This is a genomic window from Microbacterium sp. 16-032, from assembly GCF_041079455.1.
Taxonomy (GTDB): Bacteria; Actinomycetota; Actinomycetes; order Actinomycetales; family Microbacteriaceae; genus Microbacterium; species Microbacterium testaceum_A.
Genome location: NZ_JBFYGQ010000006.1, coordinates 146,402 through 165,420, shown reverse-complemented (window position 1 = coordinate 165,420; position 19,019 = coordinate 146,402). Strand labels below are relative to the sequence as shown.

Sequence of the window (19,019 nt, the reverse complement as noted above, 5' to 3'; positions counted from 1 at the left end):
ATTCGACAACACATCGCAACGCGGCCGGGCATCATCATGCCGGCAGTCCTGTTCGCCTCCCGGGCGGACAGAGAACGCGCGTTGAGAGTCATGGGGGGATTATGACGCAGCGTGTCCGACCTCGTCAAATCGGCATGGATGCCGCCAGGGGCGCGCATCATGCTCAATTTCGCGGCCTCGCGGGCCGTCGCACCGTGCACTCCGCCGCGACGGAGCCCGTCCATCGAGGGCGGCGTAGCCTCTCCGTCATGGCCGACCTGCTTTTCGCCGACGACAAGACCGCGTCCCGCTACACGCTGCACGATGGAGACGACCTCGTCTCGGTCCTCGATTATCGCGACGACGGGCGCACGGTCGCCCTGACCCGCGCCTTCACCATCCCCACCTTCCGCGGACACGGCTACGCCGCCGTGATCACCGAGCGCGCGGTGGACGCGATCGAGGCGGCGGGCGACCGCGAGATCCTGCCCGTGTGCTGGTACGTGGGGGAGTGGTTCGAAGCCCACCCCGAGCGGGCGGCCATCCTGCACCAGCGACCCGCCTCCTGAACGAGCGCCTACGCAGACCGCGTCCGGCCGTCAACCCCTGCCGGGTCCTCCGCCCGCACGACGAAGCTGGTCGGGTCGAAAGGGGAAGTCATGACAGATGACCGCGACCTGCCCGAGGGTGTCATCAACGCCGACCCTCCCGGTGGGTGGGAGAGCGGCGCCGTCGCCGACGGTGAGACCGCAGAGCAGAACGAGCACGCGAAGGGCTCGCCGCGCCTCAACGACGCGGAGCCCTCGGACCCCATCGAGGGGGATGCCGCCAGCCAGGGCATCGACCCCGACCTGAGCACGGAGGACTGACATGACGGATGACACTCGGGCGCCCCAGCCCACCAGCGGCCCCGACGGGGGAGCAGACGCCGCGGACTCGGTCGGCGGCGCTGTGCACCGCGATCGCAAGATCTCGCGGCCCGACGAGCAGTCCGAACCGGCCATGGACACCCACCCGACCGACGACGAGGCCCGCATCGCCGGCGTCGTCGTGCAGACGCGCGCCGACGTCGGCGACAAGAGCGAGGAGCGCATCGCCGACGTGCTGCGTCAGCGTTTCCGCGACATCGGCCTCGACCTGGGCGACGACCGCATCCGCGCCCTGGCCGCGGAGGTCTCGGGCTCCTGATCCCTCGAGAACGCCCCGCCCCGGAAAGACCCGGCGGCGGGGCTTTTCCGTGGGACGAACCCGTCGGGTCGGGCGTTTGCTGCGAGCCGATGTCGGAGGTGCGACGTACCGTGTCTGCATGCGGATCCTGCACACCTCCGACTGGCACATCGGGCGCTCCTTCCACGGGCACTCGACCCTCGAGGCGCTGAGCGGCGTCCTCGACGCCCTCGTCGCGCAGGTGCGCGAGAACTCCGTCGACGTGGTGATCGTCGCGGGCGACGTCTTCGATTCCGCGGCCCCCTCGGCGGCCTGTTATCCGGTCTTGACGTCGACCCTGGCATCGCTGGCAGCAGCCGGAGCGCGTGTCGTCGTCACGAGCGGCAACCACGACTCGGCTGCCCGTCTCGGCTTCCAGTCCGCTCTGTTGCGCGACGAGATCACGGTCGTCACCGACCCTCACGCCGTGGGTACCCCGGTGACCATCGACGACGAGCACGGCCCCGTGCACTTCTACGGCATCCCGTACCTCGAGCCCGCCATCGTGCGCCACCTCTGGGAGGGCGTCGAACTGCGCAGCCAGGCACAGACCATGCAGCACGCCCTCGACCTCGTCCGCGCCGACCTCGCCGAGCGCGGTGGGCGTTCGGTGGTGGCTGCTCATTGCTTCGCCGCAGGCGTCGACGCCACGCCGGGGGTGGAGCGCGAGATCCGCCAGGGGGGTCTCGACGTGGTTCCGCTTTCCGCCTTCGACGGGCCCGATTACGTCGCCCTCGGACACATCCACGGCCGCCAGCAGATCTCCACCCGCGTCCGGTACGCCGGAGCGCCGGTGCACTACAGCTTCGGTGAGGCGGGCAAACCGCGCGGATCCTGGTTGGTGGATCTCGACGCCGACGGGCTCGCGAACGTGACCTGGCTCGACCTGCCCGTTCTCCGCCCGCTCGTCACCCTCCGTGCCCCCCTCGACGACCTCCTGACCGACGATCGCTTCGCCGACTTCCACGAGCACTGGGTGCGCGCCGAGTACACCGACTCCACTCCGCAGCCCGATCCCATGCGCCGGCTGCAGGCGCGCTTCCCCTGGTGCGCCACGGTCGTCCACCTCCCCGCTCAGACCCTGCCCGACGACGGGTCGGGGTACGCCCGACGGGTGCGGTCTGCGCGCGACGACGGCGAGGTCATCGACACCTTCCTCACCCACGTCCGCGAGGGAGAAGGGGCCTCCGAGGCCGAGCGCGCCCTCATCCGCGAGGTGCTCGACGGCCGGTCCGTCGCGGAGGCCACGGCGTGAAGCTCCACAGCCTCGTCCTCGAGGGGTTCGGGCCGTTCCTCGAGGCGCAGACCGTCGACTTCGACGTGTTCACCGCTGACGGCATCTTCCTCATCACGGGACGCACCGGAGCCGGCAAGTCGAGCGTGCTCGACGGGGTCTGCTACGCCCTGTACGGGGGCGTTCCGCGGTACGACGGTGCGGAGCGCCGCCTGCGCAGCGACCATTGCGAGCCCGACGACCCGACCCGCGTGACACTGGAGTTCAGCGCCGAGGGCGAGCGCTGGCGCATCACTCGGTCTCCGGAGTTCGAGCGGCCGAAGCGACGCGGGGGAGGGACGACGAAAGAGCCTCATCGGGCGCTGCTCGAGGTCCTCGCTCCCGAAGGGTGGACGGGCGTGGCCGCGCGTCCGGTCGATGTCGCCGCTCGTCTCGACGAGATCCTCGGTCTGACCCAGCAGCAGTTCCTCCAGGTCATCCTGTTGGCGCAGAACCGCTTCGCGCGCTTCCTCCTCGCCAAGAACGACGAACGACTGAGCCTGCTTCGAACGTTGTTCGGTACCCGGTCCTTCGAGCAGTACGCGACCGATCTCGACGAACGCCGCAAGCGCGCGTCCGAGCGTCTCGCCACCGAGGGCGTCGAGGTCGCGACCCTCCTCGACGAAGCCGAGCGTCTCGCCCTCGAGCTCGACGCCGAGGCCTCGACGGTCGGCGCGGTCGAAGGTGAATCGGACGCGGGTGCAGCGCTCGGAGTCGGCGAACGTGTCGCCCGCGTCGTGCGAGCGGTGGAACGCGCCGACTACCGCGTCGGGTCGGCTGCGCGCGAACGCGACGACAGCAACGCGCGTCTCGATCGGGCGTTGATCGCCGAGCGCGAAGCGACCGCCCTCACCGAGCGGCAACACGATCGCGCACGTCTTCGCGCTCGCCTGACGGCCCTCGAGGCGGACGACGCCCGGATGTCCGACGCGCGCGATGAGTCTTCCGCCGCGGCCGAGGCCGAGACCCTCCGCGGCGCGATCGAGGCGGCCGAGTCGGCGCGCAGGGGGCTCGCCTCCGCCCGGGACCGCTCCCGCGCCGCGATCGAGAAGGCCCGTCGGCTCGGCGAGCCGGTCGGCTCCGCGTCGTCCCTCGAGGTCGGCGTCGACCGGGCAGAGCTCGTCGCCCGCGACGACGAGATCACCGCCCTGCTCGCCCGGGGCGAGTCGGCACTCGCCGCCGAGGTCGAACTTGACGAGCTCGTCGCCGAAGCCGACCGGTTCACCGCGCTCCTCGCCCGCACCACCGCGGATCGGGACGCGTTGATCGACGGGCGGCTCGAGGTTCCGGAGCTTCTGCGCGGCCTCGATGAGCGACTCATGCGACTGGCCGGAGCGGAGACCCGGAAGTCGACCGCGGCGACCGCGCGAGACGACGTGATTCGCCGGCTCGAGGCCGCGCGCCGCGCCGCGGCCCTGCTCGAGGAACGCGAACGAGCGGATCTGGCGGCTCTCGTCCGTGCCGACGAGGTGCAGCGTGCCGTCGACGCCTGGACCGCCCTTCTCCGCCGTCGTCTCGCGGGTGCCGCCGTCGAGCTGGCCCACGATCTGGTCGACGGCGAACCGTGCGCCGTGTGCGGAGCGCGCGAGCATCCGCACCCCGCGCGCGGTGACGATGCTCCCGTGTCCGACGACGAGATCAACGCCGCCGAAGATCGCAAGAACGTCGCCGTCGAGCAGGACCGACTCGCCTCCGACGCCGCGCGCGTCGCGCGTGACGCGCACACGCTGGCCGCAGCTCTCGCGGGCGGAGAGAGCGTCGAGGTCCTCGAGGAGCGTCTGGCCCAGACGGAAGAGGCCCTCACCTCGGCTGAGGCCGAGGTCGACGAGCACGAGCGCGTGCAGGAGGAACGGGCGCGGGTGGCAGAACTCGATGCGTCGATCGCCGAGCGTATCGACGGCCTCTCGGAGAAGCTCGCGAACACCCGCCAGTCCCTCGCGCTCACCGAGCAGCGGATCGAGATCCTGCGCGTCGAGGTCGCCGCGGCGCGCGGAGATTCCGACAGCGTGGCCGAGCGGCAGCGCGACCTTCGCTCCCGACGAGAAGCGGTGCGCGAGCTCGTCGCCGCGCAGGATCTGCTCGAGACCGCGATCGCGCATGAGAGCGAGACCGCAGCGATCGTCGCGGGCCTCGTGGCCGACAGCCCGTTCGCAGACGTTGAGGCCGTGACCCGGGCTCTCCGGCCGGCGTCGGAGCGGCACCGCCTCGACACCGCGATCGCGGAGCACGACGCGGCGGTCGCCTCCGTCCGCCAGCGATTGCTGGATCTCGAGTTGCTCCTCGTCGACGCCCCCGACGAGCCCGTCGACCTGGCTCCGTTCGCGCTCGCCGTCGCCGAGGCGCGTGAGGCCGTCCAGCGTTCGTCCGCGGCGCACGCCTCGGCTCGCGCGCTGGCCGACCGTCTGAGGGGCCTCGCGCAGCGCGCCGACGCCGGGCACACGGCGGTGGCGGCGCTCTCCGACGAGCACGCCGTGATCGCCCGCCTCGCCGACACCGTGGCCGGGCGCGCCCCGAACACGCGTCGGATGACGCTCGAGACCTTCGTGCTCGCGGCCGAGCTCGAAGAGATCGTGGCCGCGGCCAATCTGCGGCTCGACCACATGTCGTCCGGCCGGTACCGCTTGCAGCACAGCGACGCCCTGGCCGCCCGAGGTGCCGCGAGCGGGTTGGGCCTCGAGGTGGTCGACGCCTTCACCGGGCAGAGTCGCCCCCCGCAGTCGCTGTCGGGCGGCGAGACGTTCCTCACGTCGCTCGCGCTGGCTCTCGGCTTGGCCGAGGTGGTCACGGCGCGAGCGGGCGGCATCCGGCTCGACACGCTCTTCATCGACGAGGGATTCGGATCGCTCGACGACGACACCCTCGACCTCGCCATGAGAACGCTCGACGAACTGCGGCAGGGAGGCCGAACAGTCGGAGTCATCAGTCATGTCGCGGCCATGAAGGACCAGCTGCCCGCTCAGCTGCACGTCACCGCGACGACCCGAGGCCCGAGTGTGATCCGACAGGGGGTGGGTGCGACTCTCGGCTGAGAGCACGGCCGGCAGCCCCGGTCCCCGGCTCTAGGCTGGACGCATGCGCAAAAGCACCCTCTGGACCATCCTCGGCGTCGTCGTCGCCGTGATCATCGCGTGGGTGCTCGTGAACATCCTGTTCTCGCTCATCGCCTTCGCCTTCCGCCTCCTCGCCGTCGCGGTCGTCGCCGTGATCGTGTTCTTCGTGTTGCGCGCGATCTTCGCCCGCCGCGACGTCGACTGACCCCCGCGTCCGCAGAGGACGAGATGCCCCCGCGCGCAAGCCCGGGTCCGGTGTCCGACCCCCGGAGTACCGTCGGCGTCGATGACTCCTCCCTCTGCGCCCACGGATTCCGCCCATCCCCCCACGCGTGACATCGTGCTGTCGCCGCGGCATCGGTGGCGTGCCTACTGGGTCGCGGTCGCGGTCGCAGCGCTGACGATCCTCGACCTCACGAAGGTCAACGTCGCACTCCCCTCGATCGAGGCGGCACTGAACGCCGGCCCGACCGAGTTGCAGCTCGTGGTCTCGGGCTACATCCTGACCTTCGGCCTCGTCCTCGTGCCGGCCGGACGCCTGGGCGACCTCCGCTCTCGGCGGATGCTCTTCCTCGTCGGCCTGTCACTGTTCCTCGTGACGAGCCTGGCTTGCGCGCTCGCCCCGAACACCACCGTGCTCCTGGTCGCTCGCCTTCTGCAGGGCGTCGCGGCCGGCATCCAGATGCCCCAGGTGCTCGGGCTCGTCCAGCAGTTGTTCCAGGGCAAAGAGCGAGGCCGCGCGTTCGGGCTCTTCGGTGCCACGATCGGCATCGCGACCGCCTTCGGTCCGACCCTGGGCGGTCTGCTCATCGCCATCGGCGGCGACACCGACGGCTGGCGGCTCATCTTCTGGATCAACGTCCCGCTCGTCGCGATCGTCATCGCCCTGGCGGCGTGGCTGCTTCCCGACACGCGCACCAAATCGCATCGCAAGCTCGATCTCGACCCGGTCGGCGTCGTGCTGTTCGCGTTGACGATCCTGTCGTTGATGTGGCCGTTCCTGTTCACGACGGGCAGCCCCGACGACAACCCGCACCGCTGGTGGTTCCTCGTGGCGTCGGTCGTGTTCGCCGCGGGTTTCGTCTTCTGGGAACGGCGATACGCGGAGCGCGGCCGGATGCCGCTCATGCCGTTCTCGATCTTCTCCCTCTCGTCCTACCGCAACGGCGTGCTCATCTCGACCGCCTACTTCTCGGCCGTTCCCGCGATGTTCCTTCTCGGCACACTGTTCCTCCAGGGAGGACTCGGCCTCGAACCCGTGTTCGCGGGAATGGTCACGATCGGCTTCGCCGTGGCATCCGCGGGGAGCTCGTGGATCGGCGGCAACCTCGTCACTCGACTGGGGCGCCCCCTTGTCGTCTGGGGGATCCTGGGCATGGTCGCCACCGCCGGTGGGCTCGTCCTGGTCGCCCTCTTCACCGACCCCGGGTGGACCCCCTGGGCGATGGCGGCGGTCATGACGTTCGGGGGTTTCGCCGGCGGACTCGTCATCTCGCCGAACCAGACGCTCACCCTCGCCGACATCCCGGTCAAGAGCGGCGGCGTCGCCGGATCCGTCGGCCAGCTGGGGCAGCGCATCGGCACGGCCGTGGGCACGGCCATCGCCCTCGCCCTGTTCTACGCGACGGTCTACCGCGAGCAGGGCAGCGTCGACGACATGGCCGTGCTGTACCACGACGCCTACGCGTCGGGCATGATCACGGTCGGCGTCTTCCTGGCGCTCGCGCTCGTCGTAGGGGTCACCGACCTCGCGGGTCGAGCGCGTTCGGGCTCGCAGACACCCTGAGTGCAGGCGGCGTCGCGGACGCGCTCAGACGCCGTAGCGGGTGCGGATCTCAGCGCGGAGCTCGTGACTGCACCGTTCCACGACATCGTCCCAGAGTTCGGTGGCGCCGTCCTGTGCGCGGTCCGACACGGCACGGAGGATGCGAATGGGCACACCGAACTGCTGCGCCACCCAGATAAGCGCGTAGGACTCCATGTCGACGAGACTCCCGCCGAGGCCGTGGATGAGTCGCACGGTCTCGGCATCGTCGACGAAATGGTCTCCCGTGGCGATGACCATGCCCTCGTGACCGGTCTCGACGCGAGCGGGCAGCGAAACGTGCTCGCCGAAGGCGCCGTCGAGGCCCTTCGCGTCGTGCTGGATCGCCGCGGCGATGTCGTAGATGCCGCCCTGGACGTCGTCGTCGATCGCTCCGGCGGTTCCGACGACGACGATCTCGTCGTAATCGCCCGCGCACAGGGCCCGCGTCAACGCGTAGGCGGCCGGGATCTTGCCCACTCCGGTGAGCAGGCGCTCGAACCCGGGGATCTCCGCCTCGAAGGCGATGAGTTCGGACGCATGGGCGGCGACGAGGAGCTTCACCCCACCATTGTCGCCGACGCCGCCGCGCGTTCGCCCCGCCTGCCTGCGCGACCTGCCCGCGCGACGAAACGCCCGCCGCACCGGAACACGCACCGTGGGTGCGCTCCGCGTGCGGCGGGCGTTCAGTTGAGGGAGAGAGTCGTCACTCAGCCCTGTGCGGGCTCGGATGCGGCCGACAGGTGCGCGAGCTCGTCGCTCGTCAACTCGAGCGACGCGCTGGCGAGCAGGTCGGCGACCTGCTCCACCTTGGAGGCGCTCGCGATGGGCGCGGCCACGGTGGGCTGCAGGCGCAGCCAGGCCAGCGCCGTCGCCGCGATGGAGGCACCGTGCGCGTCACCGACCTCTTCAAGGGCGTCGATCAGCTTGAGCCCTGCGGGAGTGGCGAGTTTCGCCGCACCCTCCGCGCGAGGCGAATCGCCCGTGGCATCCGCCGAGCGGTACTTGCCGGTGAGGAACCCGCTGGCGAGGGCGTAGTACGGCACGAGCGACATGCCGTACTGCTCGGCGACGGGCACGATGTCGCTCTCGACCTCGGTGCGGTGCACGAGGTTGTAGTGCGGCTGGATCGCGACCGGCAGGTCGGCGCCGGCGGCCTCGGCGAGCGAGATCCACTCGCGGATACGGGCCGCGGTGTAGTTCGACACCGCGACGTAGCGCACGAGCCCGTCCGTCACGAGATCGGCGAAACCGGCCACGGTCTCTTCGAGCGGGGTGTCGGCGTCGTCGAAGTGCGCGTAGTACAGGTCGATCGTGTCGACGCCGAGACGCGCCAGTGACGCCTCCGCGGCGGCACGGATGTTCTTCGCGCTCAGCCCGCGGAACTGAGGGTGCTGGCTGACCTTCGTCGCCACGACGACGTTCTCGGGCTTGCGCGAGGCGAGCCACTCGCCGATGAGGGTCTCGCTCTCACCGCCCGAGTTGCCGGGCACCCAGGCGCTGTAGGCGTCGGCGGTGTCGATGAAGTCGCCCCCACCGGAGTGGAACGCGTCGAGAACGGCGAACGAGGTGTCTCGGTCCGTGGTCCAGCCGAAGACGTTGCCGCCCAGGGAGAGGGGGAGGATGTCGAGGTCGCTGCGTCCGATACGCGTCATGATGCCCTTCCTGTCGAAATCGGTGACGTGGAGGTCAACGACGACCGTCGGAGGGCATTCCCGCGACGCGCCGGTTCAGCTGCCTCCGGAGAGGATGCCGATCAGGCCGCTGATGAGCAGCCACAGGCCGACGCCCGCGCCGGCGATCCAGATGACGACGGTGCCCGCCGGGTATTTCTTCTTCCCGTCGGAGCCGCCGGGGGTCTCGGGGGCGCTCACGAGCGCACCATCATGACGATCGAGACGATGAGCACGGCAAGTCCTCCGATGACGGCGATGGCGGCGATGATGGGTCCGCCGCCGGTCAGGTAGGCGGCGACACCCAGGGCGAGGAAGAGCACGGCCAGCACGATTCCGACGATCTGGTAGACGCGATATCGCCGGCCGTCGTGCGTGGTCTTCTGTTCGCTCACGGTGCCCCCTCGGTCACCAGGCTACCGAAAAGCTGTGCGCCTCCTGAGCCGGTATGCGGGGAATCGCCCGAGTATGCGGATCGCGGCGTACCGTGGGCGCATGGCGCGTCCCGTACCCGACCCCGTTCGTCCCGGCCAGGAATCCGTGTGGGAGTACCCCCGCCCACCGCGCGTGGAGCGCGTCCGCAAGCGCGTGCAGATCGACTTCGGCGGCGTGCGGATCGCGGATACCGATGACGTCGTCCGCGTTCTCGAGACCAGCCACCCGCCGGTGTACTACGTGCCCATCGCGGCGTTCGGCGATGCGCTGACCCTCGGCGAGGGTGCGTCGTTCTGCGAGTTCAAGGGGGGAGCCCGGTACTTCGATGTCCACGGCGGTGGGGGAGCGGTTGCCGCTCGCGCCGCCTGGAACTATCCGCACCCCATGCCCGGGTACGAGATTCTCGAGGACCGGGTGGCCGTGTACGCGGGCCCGATGGATCGCGTCGTGCTGGGCGGCGAGACGGTCGAACCGCAGCCGGGCGGCTTCTACGGCGGGTGGGTGACGAGCGACCTCGCGGGGCCGTTCAAGGGCGTTCCGGGGTCGATGGGCTGGTAGCGCCCGAGATCGGGTGGGGGCGCACGCGGACCGCGGACTCACTCGTTCCGGAACGCCTCCGGCACGGCCGCGTGCAGGTCGGCCAGCCACACGCGTGGGTTGCCGTCCGAGGGCGCACGCCAGTCGCCGCGCGGCGACAGCGAGCCCGCGGGCGACACCTTGGGTCCGTTCGGGATCGCGGTGCGCTTGAACTGCGCGAAGCCGAAGAACCGCTTCAGGAACACCTCGAGCCACTTCGCCACGGTGACGAGGTCGTACACCGGTCGCCCTGCCTCGGGGTAGCCGGGGGGCCAGGCGCCGGCATCCCGATCGCTCCAGGCGTGAGCCGCGAGGAAGGCGATCTTGGACGGTCGGAAGCCGAAGCGCAGCACGTGGTAAAGCGTGAAATCGTGCAGGTTGTACGGGCCGATACGGTCCTCGGTGGACTGCATCCGGCCGTCCTGGCCGGCGGGCACCAGCTCGGGACTGATCTCGGTGTCGAGCACGGACTGGAGCACGACGACGGTCTCATCGCTGAGCTCGCCTGAGGAGATCACCCAGCGGATGAGGTGCTGGATGAGCGTCTTGGGGACGCCGGGGTTCACCGAGTAGTGGCTCATCTGGTCGCCCACGCCGTACGTGGACCACCCGAGGGCGATCTCGGACAGGTCGCCGGTGCCGACGACGATCCCGTTGTTCTGGTTCGCCAGACGGAACAGGTAGTCGGTGCGGAGCCCCGCCTGGACGTTCTCGAACGTGACGTCGTGGACGGGCTGCCCCGCCGCGAAGGGGTGTCCCATGCGCGAGAGCATCTCGGTCGCCGCCGGGCGGATGTCGATCTCTTCGATCGAGGCGCCGACGGCTTCGGCGAGGGCGATCGCGTTGCGCTTGGTCTTCTCGCTCGTGGCGAACCCGGGCAGCGTGTAGGTGAGGATGTCGCTGCGCGGACGCCCCATCCGGTCCATGGCGCGGGCGATCACGAGCAGCGCGTGCGTGGAGTCGAGTCCGCCGCTCACACCGAGAACCGGACGCGGGTCGCCGATGGCCTGGAGCCGCTGCACGAGGCCCGACACCTGGATGTTGAACGCCTCGTAGCAGTCCTGTGCGAGGCGAGCCGGATCGTCGGGGACGAAGGGGAAGCGATCGACCGCGCGGCGCAGACCGAGGTCGGTCGCGGGCGGGGCGAGCTCGAACGACACCGTCCGGAACGCGGGGCCGGTCGTGCGGCGGTTGTCGTCGAATGTGCCCTGCCGCAGGCGATCCTGTCGCAGACGGTCCAAGTCGACGTCGGCGACGCTGCGCCGTGGTCCGTCGGGGAAGCGCTCGGTCGTGGCGAGCAGGTGCCCGCCCTCGTAGATCATGGTCTGGCCGTCCCATGAGACGTCGTTGGTCGATTCGCCCTGACCCGCGGCCGCATAGACGTAGGCCGCGAGGCACCGCATGGACTGCGACTGCGACAGCAGGTTCCGATCGTCGGCACGCCCGATCGTGATGGGACTGCCCGATAGGTTGGCGAGCACCGTCGCCCCGGCGAGCGCCGCCCCCGAGGACGGCGGGATCGGCACCCAGACGTCTTCGCACACCTCGGCGTGCAGGGTGAGACCGGGTACGTCGGCCGCCTCGAACAGCAGGTCGGGTCCGAACGGCACCGTCTCGCCGGCGACGCGGATGTGCTGACCGACCTGGTCGTCTCCGCGCGCGTACCAGCGGTGCTCGTAGAACTCGCGATAGGTGGGCAGGTACGCCTTGGGAGCCACGCCGAGCACCCGACCGCGGTGGATCACGACCGCGCAGTTGAACAGGCGGTTGCCGTGGCGCAGCGGCGCGCCGACGAGGAGCACCGGAAGAAGATCGGCGGATGCCAGCACCAGGCGCTCGAGAGCGGTTTCAACGGCATCGAGGAGGGGATCCTGCATGACGAGGTCGTCGATCGCGTAGCCGGTGAGGCACAGCTCGGGGAAGACGGCGACGGCGACGCCCTCGGCGTCGCGCGCGCGCGCGGAGTCGAGCACGGCGTCGGCATTGGCGGCGGGGTCGGCGACCGCGACGGGAATCGTGCACGCCGCGACGCGCGCGAACCCGTGCCGGTACACGTTCTCGAACGGCAGGTCGGTGATCACCCCCTCAGTCTGTCAGCACGGTCCGACACCGGGCGGTCGGATTGCGAGAGGAGGCCGGCCTGTGGATGGCGGAACCGGATGTCGGTGGCCCCGATTAGCGTTGAGGACCATGCGGTACATCGAGCAGGAGGCGCGGATCGTCTGGAGCGCCAGCGACCTCAAGGCGGCGGCGGAGTGCGAGTTCGCGTGGCTGCGCGCCATCGACGCGAAGATCGGTCGCGTCGCGCCCGTCGACGACCCCGAGGACGCCACCCTCGAACGCGCGGCCCGCCTGGGCACGGCGCACGAGCTGCGGGTGCTCGACGATGACCGCGCCCGCTTCGGCGCGGCGGTGCGCGAGATCCCGGCGGCCCGATCGTCCGACGCCCAGGCCCTCGCCGAAGCCGTGCGCCTCACCGACGAGGCTCTGGCCGACCCGTCCGTCGAGGTGGTGTACCAGGCCGCTTTCGCCACCGATGAGTTCGTGGGGTTCGCCGACTTCCTCGTCCGCGAGTCCGACGCGTCGCCCGAGGGAACGCGTCGGTGGATCGTGCAGGACACGAAGCTCGCGCGTCGGGCCCGGGTGACCGCGCTCATGCAGCTCGCCGCCTACGTGGATCAGCTCGATCGTCTCGGCGTCCCGCGCGCGGACGAGGTGCAGTTGCTGCTCGGCGACGGCTCGACGAGCACGCACCGCGTCGACGACCTCCTCCCGGTCTTCGGTCTGCGCCGGGAGCGCCTGCGCGCGCTGATCGCCGACCGGAGGGTCGAGCTCGGCGTCGCCGGGCCGGCAATCGCCTGGGGCGATGCGCGGGGCGATCTCGGGGTCATCGCATGCGGCCGGTGCGCGACGTGCGAGCTCGAGGTCGTCGCGCACCGCGACCTGCTTCTGGTCGCCGGCATGCGCCCCGTCCAGCGCGATCGGCTCCGTGCCGGCGGCATCGAGACCATCGACCAGCTGGCGTCTGCTCCGACCGCTCCCGCCGCGATGAGTGCCGACACCTTCGCGTCACTCCGTACGCAGGCGCGTCTGCAGCTCGAGAGTCCGGCGGGGGTCCCGGGCGGCGATGCCCCCGCCTCCGCCGTGCCGACGTTCGAGGTCGTCGCGCCGAAGTCGCTCGGGGTGCTTCCCCGGCCCGACCACGGCGACCTGTTCTTCGACTTCGAGGGCGACCCGCTCTACACCGAGGGGGTCGGTGAGCACTGGGGCATCGACTACCTCTTCGGCTGGGTCGACTCTCGCGAAACCTACGGGGCCCTGTGGGCGCACACCTTCGACGAGGAGCGAGCGGCCCTCGAGCGCTTCCTCGACATGGTGGCGCTACGCCGTCAGCAGTACCCGGGCATGCACATCTACCACTACGCCCCCTACGAACCGACCCATCTGCTCACGATGGCGGCTCGCTACGGAGTTCGAGAGGCGGACGTCGATCGGCTCCTGCGCGACGGCGTCTTCGTCGACCTGTACCCGGTCGTCCGGCGAGCCCTGCGGGTCGGCTCGCGCTCGTATTCGATCAAGAAGCTCGAGCCCCTCTACATGGGCGATGAGGTGCGCACCAGCGACGTCCAGCGCGGAGACGACTCCATCGTGAAGTACGTCGAGGCCCGCGCGCTCGCCGCCGACGGCGACACGACCGCCGCGCAACGCGTGCTCGACGATCTCGCCGACTACAACCGCTACGACTGCGTGTCGACCCGGCGACTACGCGATTGGCTGGTCGAGCGTGCCCGCGAGTCGGGCGCCGTCCCGGCGCGAGGCGCCGAGCCCGACGAACAGGCGTATGAGCCTTCGCCGCGCGCCACAGCCCTGCAGAGGTGGGCGGCCGACGCCGCCGAGCCCGATGCGACGGCGCTCCGTCTCGCCGCTGCCGCCATCGACTACTACCCGCGCGAAGAGAAGACCTATTGGGCCACGCACTTCCTGCGCCTGCGCGAGCCGCTGTCGGTGTGGGAGGACACGCGTGACGTCGTGGTGATCGATGCGGCACGTTCGCGGGTGGTCGCCGACTGGCATGTCCCCGAGTCGGGCCGGGGCTCGCAGCGCCGACTCGTCGAGCTTCGCGGTGAGGTCGCCCCCGGGACGCGCCTGAGCGCGGACGCCGAACCTTTCGCGGTCTACGATCTGCCCGCTCCGTTCCCGCTCGAGACACGGCCGCGGTGGATCCACGGTGCGCGCCGCACGACCGTTCGCGAGGTCCTCGACGACGGGGCGATCGTCGAGGAGATCGCCGCCGACGGAGTGACCTGGGACGACCTGCCACTCGCCCTCACCCCACCCGCGCCGCCCCGCGCCGGCAATCAGCAGAAGGCGATCGACGCGTGGGCCGACGCCGTCCTCGCGGCGGCCCCGGCGATCCCGCAGGGAGCCGCGGCCGACATCCTCCGCCGGGTCCCACCGCGGACGCTCTCGGGCGCTCTCGCCCCGGTCACCAGCATCGACGGCCGCGGCGGCGACGACGACGTGGCGGCGATCGCTCGGAGCGTGGCCGACCTGGACAACAGCTACCTGGCCGTGCAGGGCCCTCCCGGCACGGGCAAGACCTACGTCGGCTCCCACGTCATCGCCCGCCTCGTCGCCGATCGCGGGTACCGCGTCGGGGTCGTGGCGCAGTCGCACGCGACCGTCGAGCACATGCTCGATCAGGTCATCGCGGCGGGGGTGCCGGCATCCCGAGTCGGGAAAGCGCCGAAGGACCCGGGCGTCTCGCACTCCTTCACCGTTCTGCCGAAGAACGGGATCGCGGCGTTCACCGGCGAGAACGCCGCGACCGGTTTCGTCGTCGGCGGGACCGCGTGGGACTTCAGCCACGAGACCCGGATCCCCCGCGGAAGTCTCGATCTGCTGGTGATCGACGAAGCGGGGCAGTTCTCGCTCGCGTCCACGATCGCGGTGTCGCTCGCGGCGCGGCGCCTTCTTCTGCTGGGCGACCCCCAGCAGCTGCCGCAGGTCAGTCAGGGCACGCACCCCGAGCCCGTCGACACCTCGGCGCTCGGGTGGATCATCGACGGAGCCGAGGTGGTGCCCGAGGAGTTCGGCTACTTCCTCGCCCGCACGCGCCGCATGCACCCCGCCGTCGCCGAGCCGGTGTCACGCCTGTCGTACGAGGGTCGCCTCGCCGCGCACCCCTCCACCGCTCGGCGCCGCCTCGACGGCGTCGAACCGGGGGTGCACGTGGTCCCGGTGCGCCACAGCGGAAATGCGACGTTCTCGAGCGAAGAGGCCGCCGAGGTCGCCCGATTGGTCGCCGAGCTCGTCGGACGTGAATGGACCGGAGCCGAGGGAGGGGCGGGCGATGCCGCCACCGTGCACGAACCTCGCGCGCTCCGGTCCGACGACATCATCGTCATCACCCCGTACAACGCCCAGCAGGTCGCCGTCGAGGAGGCGCTGGCCGCGGCTGGCTTCGCCGACGTCCCGGTCGGCACGGTCGATCGGTTCCAGGGAAAGGAGGCGGTCGTGGCGATCCTGACGCTCGCCGCCTCATCGGGGCGGGAGGCCCCCCGCGGGCTCGAGTTCCTCCTGCTGCGCAACCGCATCAACGTCGCGATCTCGCGAGCGATGCAGGCCGCCTACGTGGTGTACTCACCCGCTTTGCTCGACGACCTCCCGCGGACCCCCGAGGGGGTCGCGCGGCTCAGCGGCTTCGCACGGTTGGTGGGCGCTCAGGCCGTGCCGTAAAGGCGGTCGCCCGCGTCGCCGAGGCCGGGCACGATGTAGCCCTTCTCGTTGAGGCGCTCGTCGACGGCGCCGAGCACGAGGGTCACGTCGTGCCCCTCGACCTGCTTCTCGATCGCCGCGACACCCTCGGGGGCTCCGAGCAGGCAGATCGCGGTGACGTCCTGCGCGCCGCGCGCAAAGAGGAAGTTGATGGCCGCGCCGAGCGAGCCGCCGGTGGCGAGCATCGGGTCGAGCACGAAGCACTGGCGGTCGCTGAGGTCGTCGGGAAGGCGCTCGGCGTAGGTCGTCGGCTCGAAGGTCTCTTCGTCGCGCACCATGCCGAGGAAGCCGACCTCGGCGGTGGGGAGAAGCTTCACCATGCCCTCGAGCATGCCGAGCCCGGCGCGCAGGATCGGGACGACGATCGGACGGGGCTCGCTGATCTTGACGCCCATGGTCGTGGTGACCGGAGTCTGGATCTCGATCGGGTCGACGCGCACGTTGCGGGTCGCCTCGTAGGCCAGGAGCGTCACGAGCTCCTCGGTGAGCTGGCGGAACACCGGCGACGACGTCTGCACGTCACGCAGCACCGTGAGCTTGTGGGTGATGAGCGGGTGGTCGGCGACGTGGACACGCATAGGCTCAAGGCTAACCGCTCCACCCGCAGACCACCGCCCGTCTTTCACCGGAGACCCCGTGACGCCCACCGCCCGCGACCTCACCGCGATGCGGCGCGCCCTCGCCCTCGCCGATGCCGCAGCGGTCGACGGCGACGTCCCGGTGGGCGCCGTGGTCGTGGATGCCGCGGGCGAGGTCATCGGCGAAGGCCGCAACTTGCGCGAGGTCACGGGGGACCCGACGGCTCACGCCGAGGTCGTCGCCCTGCGCGAAGCCGCCCGCCGCCTGGGCACGTGGCACTTGGCCGACTGCACCCTGGTCGTCACCCTCGAGCCGTGTGTCATGTGCGCCGGTGCGATCCTCCAGGCGCGCATCGAGCGGGTCGTCTTCGGATCGTGGGATGCCAAGGCCGGAGCCGCCGGCTCCCTGTACGACGTTCTGCGCGACCGGCGGCTTCCGCATCGCGTCGAGGTCGTCGGCGGGGTCGAGGAGGAAGGGGCCTCGGACCGGCTGCGCGCGTTCTTCGAGGGCCGCCGCTGACGACTCAGCGGGGGAGGAGCGGAAGCACCTCCGCGCCGATCAGGTCGGCGTGATCGACGTCGCGGAGGTCCATCAGCTGGAAGTAGACCCGTTCGGCGCCCAGCCCGCGAAGCCGCTCGACCTTCTCGGCGACCTGTGAGGGAGTGCCGACGATGTTCGCCCCGTCGTCGAACTGGTCGCGGGTGCGGCCGATCGCGTCGAGGCGGCGGTCGATCTCGGCGTCGTCCGCCCCGACGACGGTCGGAAGCGCCACCGAGAGCTTCAGCGTGCCCGGGTCCCGCCCGATCGCTTCGCACGCGGCGCGCACGACGGCGAACTTCTCGGCCACGACGTCCTCCGAGACGAACCCGATGTTGAACTCAGTGGCGTACCTCGCGGCCAGTGCGGGGGTGCGCTTCGGGCCGCCCCCGCCCACGATCACCGGAACCCGGGATTGCACCGGTTTCGGGAGCGCCGGCGCCTCGTCGAGGTCGTAGTGCTCGCCGTGGAACGTGAAGGTGTCGGCATCCGGGGTCGACCAGAGACCCGTCACGACCTGGAGCTGCTCTTCGAGCAGATCGAAGCGCTTGGGCGGGAACGGGATGCCGTAGGCGCGGTGCTCGCGCTCGAACCACCCCGTTCCGAGCCCCAGCTCGACGCGGCCGCCCGACATCGCGTCGACCTGGGCGACCTGGATCGCGAGGATCGCCGGGACCCGGTAGGTCACGGACGACACGAGGGTGCCCAGGCGGATCCGCGAGGTCTCGCGGGCGAGGCCGGCGAGCGTCGTCCACGCGTCGGTGGGGCCGGGGCGCGCATCTCCCTCGCCCATGCGCAGGTAGTGGTCCGACCGGAAGAACCCGTCGAGACCGTGCTCTTCGGCGGAGCGCGCGAAAGCGAGCTGGTCATCGTAGGAGAAGCCCTGCTGGGGCTCGGTGAACAGGCAGTACTCCACGGGGACCTCCGGGGCGGGTCGGGGATGGGTCAGTCGGCCGAGCGCAGGATGATCGCCTCGGTCGGGGGTGCCGGGTCGGCGGGGCGACCGACGTAGCCGATGTGGGTCAGCAGAGCCTGACGGAACACCGCGGGGCGTTCGAGGTGCACGGAGTGTCCGGCGCCCTCGACGGGCACCTCGGCGACCTCGCCGCCCTTCTCCGCATAGGACGAGAGCACATCGCGCGTCTGCGAGACCATCGGCTGCGCGGGCGCGACATCGACGCCGGGCCAGTCGGGGACCACGCCGAGCGCGCCGAGGTGGTTGACGTCCGAGAACGAGGTGTCCGAGACGATCGCATCGGCGGTGCCGTAGATCCACAGGATCGGCGGCTTCGCGGCGAGGTCCACGATGCCCGAGACGTCGAAGTACTTCGGCGCGAGGGCGTTCAGCACTCCCGTCGTCCCGGGGGCGAAGCCCGGCCAGGTCGAGGTGGTGACCGAATCGCCCGGGTAGTTGCCGGTGGCCGTGGACGTCGACAGCATCGCTTCGACCCAGACGTCCTCGTGTTCGCTCCGGTAGCCGTCGGCGACGTAGCTGCTGCGGAACACGGAGCGGGGAGAGGTGGGGGCCCCGTCGGTGGTGTCGTGGTCGATGAGGCGTTGGATGAAGTCGGGGTTCGCCGCGCCCGCGCCCGCGCCCGCGTCTTCGTCGCTCAGACGGGAGCCGTCGCGACGTGTGCCGCCGAACCCGTACGGCGAGATCGGCGACTGCAGGGTCAGTGACAGGACGGGGTGATCGAGCGCGTACTGCAGCACGACGGCTCCGCCCATCGACCAGCCGACGAGGTGGGCGGTGGAGATGCCGAGAGCCTCGAGCGTCGCGTGCAGGTCGTCGCTGAAATCGCGGACACCGCGCGTGGCATCGACCGGGCTGTGCTCGGTACGACCGAAGCCTCGCAGGTCGACCGCGATCACCCGCAGCTCGCTCGGCAGGTCCTGCATGATCTCCTGCCAGAACAGCGAGGAGGCGACGTTGCCGTGCACGAAGACCACCGTGTGCTCGGGGGAGGTGGAGGGGTCGTCACCGACGCGCTCGAGCACGTTCACACCCAGCCGGTCGGTCTCGACCAGGCGCGCGGTGATGCCGTCGAAGAGAGTCATCGCTAGTCCTCCGTGTCGCTCGCCGGTGCTCCGGCACACCGTTTTCCGACTCTAACGCGCGCCCCTATCGG

At 70.7% G+C, this 19,019-nt stretch carries 18 protein-coding genes; 10 read left to right on the top strand and 8 right to left on the bottom strand.

What is annotated here, in order from left to right:
- The first annotated feature begins 248 nt into the window (after positions 1-248).
- From AB6V31_RS14445 to AB6V31_RS14415, 7 genes are all read left to right on the top strand, one after another.
- The gene (locus tag AB6V31_RS14445) at positions 249-548 is read left to right on the top strand and encodes a GNAT family N-acetyltransferase (protein WP_056224039.1); all 300 of its coding nucleotides are present in this window, start codon (positions 249-251) and stop codon (positions 546-548) included.
- 90 nt (positions 549-638) lie between these two features.
- Positions 639-848 carry a hypothetical protein gene (locus AB6V31_RS14440; protein WP_056224037.1) on the top strand — a complete coding sequence of 70 codons (210 nt, stop codon included), beginning with the start codon at positions 639-641 and terminating at the stop codon, positions 846-848.
- 1 nt (position 849) lies between these two features.
- The gene (locus tag AB6V31_RS14435) at positions 850-1,167 is read left to right on the top strand and encodes a hypothetical protein (RefSeq protein WP_056224034.1); all 318 of its coding nucleotides are present in this window, start codon (positions 850-852) and stop codon (positions 1,165-1,167) included.
- A 118-nt stretch (positions 1,168-1,285) separates the two neighbouring features.
- Entirely contained in the window at positions 1,286-2,440 is a 1,155-nt protein-coding gene (locus AB6V31_RS14430) for an exonuclease SbcCD subunit D (protein ID WP_369366458.1), read from the top strand.
- Positions 2,437-5,487 carry an AAA family ATPase gene (locus AB6V31_RS14425; protein WP_369366457.1) on the top strand — a complete coding sequence of 1,017 codons (3,051 nt, stop codon included), beginning with the start codon at positions 2,437-2,439 and terminating at the stop codon, positions 5,485-5,487. The genes AB6V31_RS14430 and AB6V31_RS14425 overlap by 4 nt, the downstream gene beginning before the upstream one ends.
- Positions 5,488-5,530: 43 nt before the next feature.
- Positions 5,531-5,713 (top strand): hypothetical protein, encoded by a 183-nt coding sequence (locus tag AB6V31_RS14420; RefSeq protein WP_369366455.1) that lies wholly within the window; start codon positions 5,531-5,533, stop codon positions 5,711-5,713.
- 81 nt (positions 5,714-5,794) lie between these two features.
- Entirely contained in the window at positions 5,795-7,294 is a 1,500-nt protein-coding gene (locus tag AB6V31_RS14415; protein ID WP_369366453.1) for an MFS transporter, read from the top strand.
- 24 nt (positions 7,295-7,318) lie between these two features.
- Here the strand turns inward: AB6V31_RS14415 and AB6V31_RS14410 are convergent, their stop codons facing one another.
- The 4 genes from AB6V31_RS14410 to AB6V31_RS14395 all read right to left on the bottom strand — a co-directional run bounded on the left by AB6V31_RS14410 (position 7,319) and on the right by AB6V31_RS14395 (position 9,380).
- Positions 7,319-7,876 (bottom strand): nucleoside phosphorylase, encoded by a 558-nt coding sequence (locus tag AB6V31_RS14410; protein WP_369366451.1) that lies wholly within the window; start codon positions 7,874-7,876, stop codon positions 7,319-7,321.
- Positions 7,877-8,022: 146 nt separating this feature from the next.
- Entirely contained in the window at positions 8,023-8,967 is a 945-nt protein-coding gene (locus tag AB6V31_RS14405; protein WP_369366449.1) for an aldo/keto reductase, read from the bottom strand.
- Positions 8,968-9,042: 75 nt separating this feature from the next.
- Positions 9,043-9,186 carry a hypothetical protein gene (locus AB6V31_RS14400; protein ID WP_369366447.1) on the bottom strand — a complete coding sequence of 48 codons (144 nt, stop codon included), beginning with the start codon at positions 9,184-9,186 and terminating at the stop codon, positions 9,043-9,045.
- The gene (locus AB6V31_RS14395; RefSeq protein WP_074695378.1) at positions 9,183-9,380 is read right to left on the bottom strand and encodes a hypothetical protein; all 198 of its coding nucleotides are present in this window, start codon (positions 9,378-9,380) and stop codon (positions 9,183-9,185) included. The genes AB6V31_RS14400 and AB6V31_RS14395 overlap by 4 nt, the downstream gene beginning before the upstream one ends.
- Positions 9,381-9,480: 100 nt before the next feature.
- Between AB6V31_RS14395 and AB6V31_RS14390 the strand changes: the two genes are divergently transcribed.
- Positions 9,481-9,978 (top strand): DUF427 domain-containing protein, encoded by a 498-nt coding sequence (locus AB6V31_RS14390; RefSeq protein ID WP_144785975.1) that lies wholly within the window; start codon positions 9,481-9,483, stop codon positions 9,976-9,978.
- A gap of 38 nt (positions 9,979-10,016) precedes the next feature.
- Here AB6V31_RS14390 and AB6V31_RS14385 read toward each other — a convergent pair whose 3' ends face one another.
- Positions 10,017-12,077, bottom strand: a complete 2,061-nt coding sequence (locus AB6V31_RS14385) for an NAD(+) synthase (RefSeq protein ID WP_369366444.1) — start codon at positions 12,075-12,077, stop codon at positions 10,017-10,019.
- Between the two features lie 109 nt (positions 12,078-12,186).
- On the opposite strand from AB6V31_RS14385, the gene AB6V31_RS14380 reads away from it, so the two are divergent.
- On the top strand, positions 12,187-15,735 hold the full coding sequence (locus AB6V31_RS14380; protein ID WP_369366442.1) for a TM0106 family RecB-like putative nuclease: 3,549 nt from the start codon (positions 12,187-12,189) through the stop codon (positions 15,733-15,735).
- On the opposite strand, the gene upp is transcribed toward AB6V31_RS14380, so the two are convergent.
- The gene (upp, locus tag AB6V31_RS14375; protein ID WP_056224019.1) at positions 15,720-16,352 is read right to left on the bottom strand and encodes a uracil phosphoribosyltransferase; all 633 of its coding nucleotides are present in this window, start codon (positions 16,350-16,352) and stop codon (positions 15,720-15,722) included. The genes AB6V31_RS14380 and upp overlap by 16 nt on opposite strands.
- An 88-nt stretch (positions 16,353-16,440) precedes the next feature.
- Here upp and tadA point away from each other — a divergent pair, with 88 nt between their 5' ends.
- The gene (gene tadA / locus AB6V31_RS14370; RefSeq protein WP_369366596.1) at positions 16,441-16,872 is read left to right on the top strand and encodes a tRNA adenosine(34) deaminase TadA; all 432 of its coding nucleotides are present in this window, start codon (positions 16,441-16,443) and stop codon (positions 16,870-16,872) included.
- A gap of 4 nt (positions 16,873-16,876) precedes the next feature.
- Here tadA and AB6V31_RS14365 read toward each other — a convergent pair whose 3' ends face one another.
- Together AB6V31_RS14365 and AB6V31_RS14360 are read right to left on the bottom strand one after the other, a co-directional pair.
- Positions 16,877-17,806: an LLM class F420-dependent oxidoreductase gene (locus AB6V31_RS14365; protein WP_369366439.1), complete on the bottom strand. Its 930-nt coding sequence runs from the start codon at positions 17,804-17,806 to the stop codon at positions 16,877-16,879.
- A gap of 29 nt (positions 17,807-17,835) precedes the next feature.
- Positions 17,836-18,948, bottom strand: a complete 1,113-nt coding sequence (locus AB6V31_RS14360; RefSeq protein WP_369366437.1) for an alpha/beta fold hydrolase — start codon at positions 18,946-18,948, stop codon at positions 17,836-17,838.
- Positions 18,949-19,019: the final 71 nt, after the last annotated feature.

Coding starts and splice junctions, on each gene's coding strand:
- AB6V31_RS14445 (WP_056224039.1), top strand. CDS start 249: ATGGCCGACCTGCTTTTCGCCGACGACAAGACCGCGTCCCGCTACACG.
- AB6V31_RS14440 (WP_056224037.1), top strand. CDS start 639: ATGACAGATGACCGCGACCTGCCCGAGGGTGTCATCAACGCCGACCCT.
- AB6V31_RS14435 (WP_056224034.1), top strand. CDS start 850: ATGACGGATGACACTCGGGCGCCCCAGCCCACCAGCGGCCCCGACGGG.
- AB6V31_RS14430 (WP_369366458.1), top strand. CDS start 1,286: ATGCGGATCCTGCACACCTCCGACTGGCACATCGGGCGCTCCTTCCAC.
- AB6V31_RS14420 (WP_369366455.1), top strand. CDS start 5,531: ATGCGCAAAAGCACCCTCTGGACCATCCTCGGCGTCGTCGTCGCCGTG.
- AB6V31_RS14415 (WP_369366453.1), top strand. CDS start 5,795: ATGACTCCTCCCTCTGCGCCCACGGATTCCGCCCATCCCCCCACGCGT.
- AB6V31_RS14405 (WP_369366449.1), bottom strand. CDS start 8,967: ATGACGCGTATCGGACGCAGCGACCTCGACATCCTCCCCCTCTCCCTG.
- AB6V31_RS14390 (WP_144785975.1), top strand. CDS start 9,481: ATGGCGCGTCCCGTACCCGACCCCGTTCGTCCCGGCCAGGAATCCGTG.
- AB6V31_RS14380 (WP_369366442.1), top strand. CDS start 12,187: ATGCGGTACATCGAGCAGGAGGCGCGGATCGTCTGGAGCGCCAGCGAC.
- upp (WP_056224019.1), bottom strand. CDS start 16,352: ATGCGTGTCCACGTCGCCGACCACCCGCTCATCACCCACAAGCTCACG.
- tadA (WP_369366596.1), top strand. CDS start 16,441: ATGCGGCGCGCCCTCGCCCTCGCCGATGCCGCAGCGGTCGACGGCGAC.
- AB6V31_RS14360 (WP_369366437.1), bottom strand. CDS start 18,948: ATGACTCTCTTCGACGGCATCACCGCGCGCCTGGTCGAGACCGACCGG.